3 protein-coding genes are annotated in these 2,998 nt (G+C 42.9%); all 3 read right to left on the minus strand.

Annotation, left to right across the window (positions count from 1 at the left end):
- Positions 1 to 85: 85 nt before the first annotated feature.
- A complete protein-coding gene (locus tag CXF78_RS18590) occupies positions 86 to 919 on the minus strand; it encodes a sulfurtransferase (protein WP_102037590.1) in 834 nt (277 codons plus the stop codon).
- Between the two features lie 50 nt (positions 920 to 969).
- Positions 970 to 1,392, minus strand: coding sequence for a VanZ family protein (locus tag CXF78_RS18595; RefSeq protein WP_102037591.1), 423 nt, complete (start codon positions 1,390 to 1,392; stop codon positions 970 to 972).
- Between the two features lie 237 nt (positions 1,393 to 1,629).
- Positions 1,630 to 2,998: aldehyde dehydrogenase (locus tag CXF78_RS18600; RefSeq protein ID WP_102037592.1), on the minus strand; the 1,369-nt coding region annotated here is incomplete at its 5' end.

Genomic DNA, 2,998 nt, shown 5'->3' on the forward strand with positions numbered 1-2,998 from the left:
GTAGGCCATAATCTAATAGCCCGTGCAGGGTGGAACCTTGCGATCTTAAGCGTTAGTGGCCACAGGCCATAAAAAATTAACCCTATTATTCAATTGGAAGCGCAGCATCTCCGCCCCAAACTGCCCAAGAGCCATCATATAAAGCCGCTTGATGGTGCCCTGCTACATACGAAGCCAGAATCAAAATACAGGCGGTAATTCCTGAACCGCAGCTAAACACCCGTTGAGCATTATTACTGGTATCTAAGCTAGCAAAAATTGTATGCAATTCACGGATAGATTTCATTTTAAAACCGTTTAATACTTGTGCAAAAGGCAAGTTGAGTGAACCAGGAATATGACCGCCGCGCATGCCAACACGAGGTTCAGGGGTAGTGCCATTAAACCGCCCAGCTGCTCGCGCATCAATAATATCAACTTTGGCATGGCCAAGATGGGTTAACACAAACTCTGTGTCGCACACCTTGTATTGCTGCAGGCGGCCTTTGATATCACCTGAGTCTGTTGCTGTCGCAAATTGACGTACTGTGTCTCGCCCTTCACTGCGCCACTGTGGTAAACCGCCATCGAGTACAAATACTTTATCAAACCCCATTGCTTTAAAGGTCCACCACGCACGCGGTGCAGAATAAATGCCTTGGTCATCGTAAATAACTACGGTGCTCTTATGGCTTACGCCTAATGATTTAGCTGCAACAGTAAATTGTTCTTCCGTGGCCATAGCGTGAGTTTGTGGAGATTGATGATTGAAGAAAAGTTTATCTATTTGACACGATAATGCACCAGGAATAACGTAAAGCTCATCATAAACAAGTGGTTCTTTTCCCAGCACAATTTCTATGCTGGCATCTAGTAATACAAGATCTGGGTCTTCTAAGTGTTGCGCTAACCAATCGGTGGTCACTAAAGGAAAATTCACATTAAACCTCTCTTACAATTGATGGCAAATATTGATGGAAAATATTGATGCTAACTCACACTAGGACTCTCATGATGATTGTCTATATAGTGCTGAGTTAAACCACTTAAATAACTGAATAAAATAATACCAACAGCATCGGCAACTAAATCGATGATGTCTAATGTTCTTGATGGGATAAAACCCTGACTGATTTCTTCACTCAGGACGAATATCGACACTAACACAGTGCCGTAATAAAGCGGAAGACGCCCGATACAAAAATGACGACTCTGCAGCGCTAAATTGGCCACAAAAGTTAATAACCCGAATAACAACATGTGACAAATCTTGTCACCATAGGGAACATGTTTTATTACGTCGAAAAACACACTTTGACTGCCAGTATTGGCGAGGTAAATAATCCACAAAATAAAACCAAAAAAGCCACCAGCAGCAATAATAGCTAAACGAGAGAAGGTCTTATGGGTCATCTGTATTCATCCGTGTATGACATGTTGAGGTAAATAATGCCTTTGAGTCTACAACGAATAGTTAGCATTTTAGCGTTAATTTTGCTTAACCTCCGCTCGAATTAAGGCGTCAAAAATATAGATGCACTTGTTAATCAAAATAGGAGTCATTGCTATGAGTTATCCAGCGCTAATATGACCAATAAAAAAGCCCTTTATTGCTAAAGGGCTTGCTATTAATCTACCTTAAAATGCCTGTTATAGGGCTATCCAAGTTGCTTTGATTTCGGTGTACTTATCAAACGCATGTAATGATTTATCTCGGCCATTACCAGACTGTTTATAACCACCAAACGGAGCAGTCATATCGCCGCCATCATAATGGTTAATCCACACCATACCGCTACGTAATGCTTTGGCTGTTTTGTGAGCTTTACTTAAGTTTGATGTCCACACACCTGCCGCTAAACCATACATAGTGTCGTTGGCTATCTTGACGGCTTGTTCCATACCATCAAACTCGATAACCGATAACACAGGGCCAAAAATTTCTTCGCTGGCAATGGTCATGTCATTTCTAACATTGCTAAAAATGGTAGGTTGTACATACATGCCGCCAGTTTCTGCCATCACTTGTTTACCACCATCAACCAAGGTAGCACCTTGCTCACTACCGGCTTTAATGTAATTAAGCACGTTAGTCAGTTGCTGCTGATCAACCATTGCACCGCAGGTTGTTTTAGGATCAAGCGGATGCCCTGGTTGCCATCCTTGCATTTCTTCAACAATAAGCTTGATTAACTCATCTTTAACACCTGACTCAACCAATAAACGAGAACCCGCAGTGCACACTTCGCCTTGGTTAAAAGCAATGGCTACTGCGGCGGCTTCTGCAGCTGCTTTTAAATCTGGTGCGTCATTAAACACAATATTAGGGCTCTTACCGCCCGCTTCTAACCACACGCGCTTCATGTTCGACTCGCCTGCGTAAATCATTAACTGCTTAGCAATTTTAGTTGAACCAGTGAATACTAAAGTATCGACATCCATGTGCAGTGCCAACGCTTTACCAACTGTATGACCAAAACCAGGTAATACGTTGAGTACCCCTGCAGGAATACCCGCTTCAATCGCTAATTGCGCCATGCGAATAGCCGTAAGTGGTGATTTTTCAGATGGCTTTAAAATCACACTATTACCCGTGGCGAGTGAAGGCCCAAGCTTCCAACATGCCATAATCATTGGGAAATTCCATGGCACAATGGCTGCAACCACACCTACGGGTTCACGGGTGATCATGCCTATTTCATTATGAGCAGTAGGAGCAATTTCATCATAAATTTTATCTATCGCTTCACCATACCAACGTATAGCACGGGCAGCGCCGACCACATCAACGCCTTTGGAGTGTTGAATTGGTTTACCCATATCTAGGGTTTCAAGTAATGCCAATTCATCGGCATTTTCTTCGAGTAAATCAGCAAACTTGATCATTACTTGCTTGCGCTTTACTGGCGGTAACATTGACCAAGTACCCGCTTCAAACACTTCACGCGCATTCGCGACAGCAAGGTTAGCATCGGCTAAATCACAGCTAGCCACTTTAGCCAATACTTGGCCATCAATA

The organism is Shewanella sp. 11B5 (genome assembly GCF_002836795.1).
GTDB lineage: Bacteria > Pseudomonadota > Gammaproteobacteria > Enterobacterales > Shewanellaceae > Shewanella > Shewanella frigidimarina.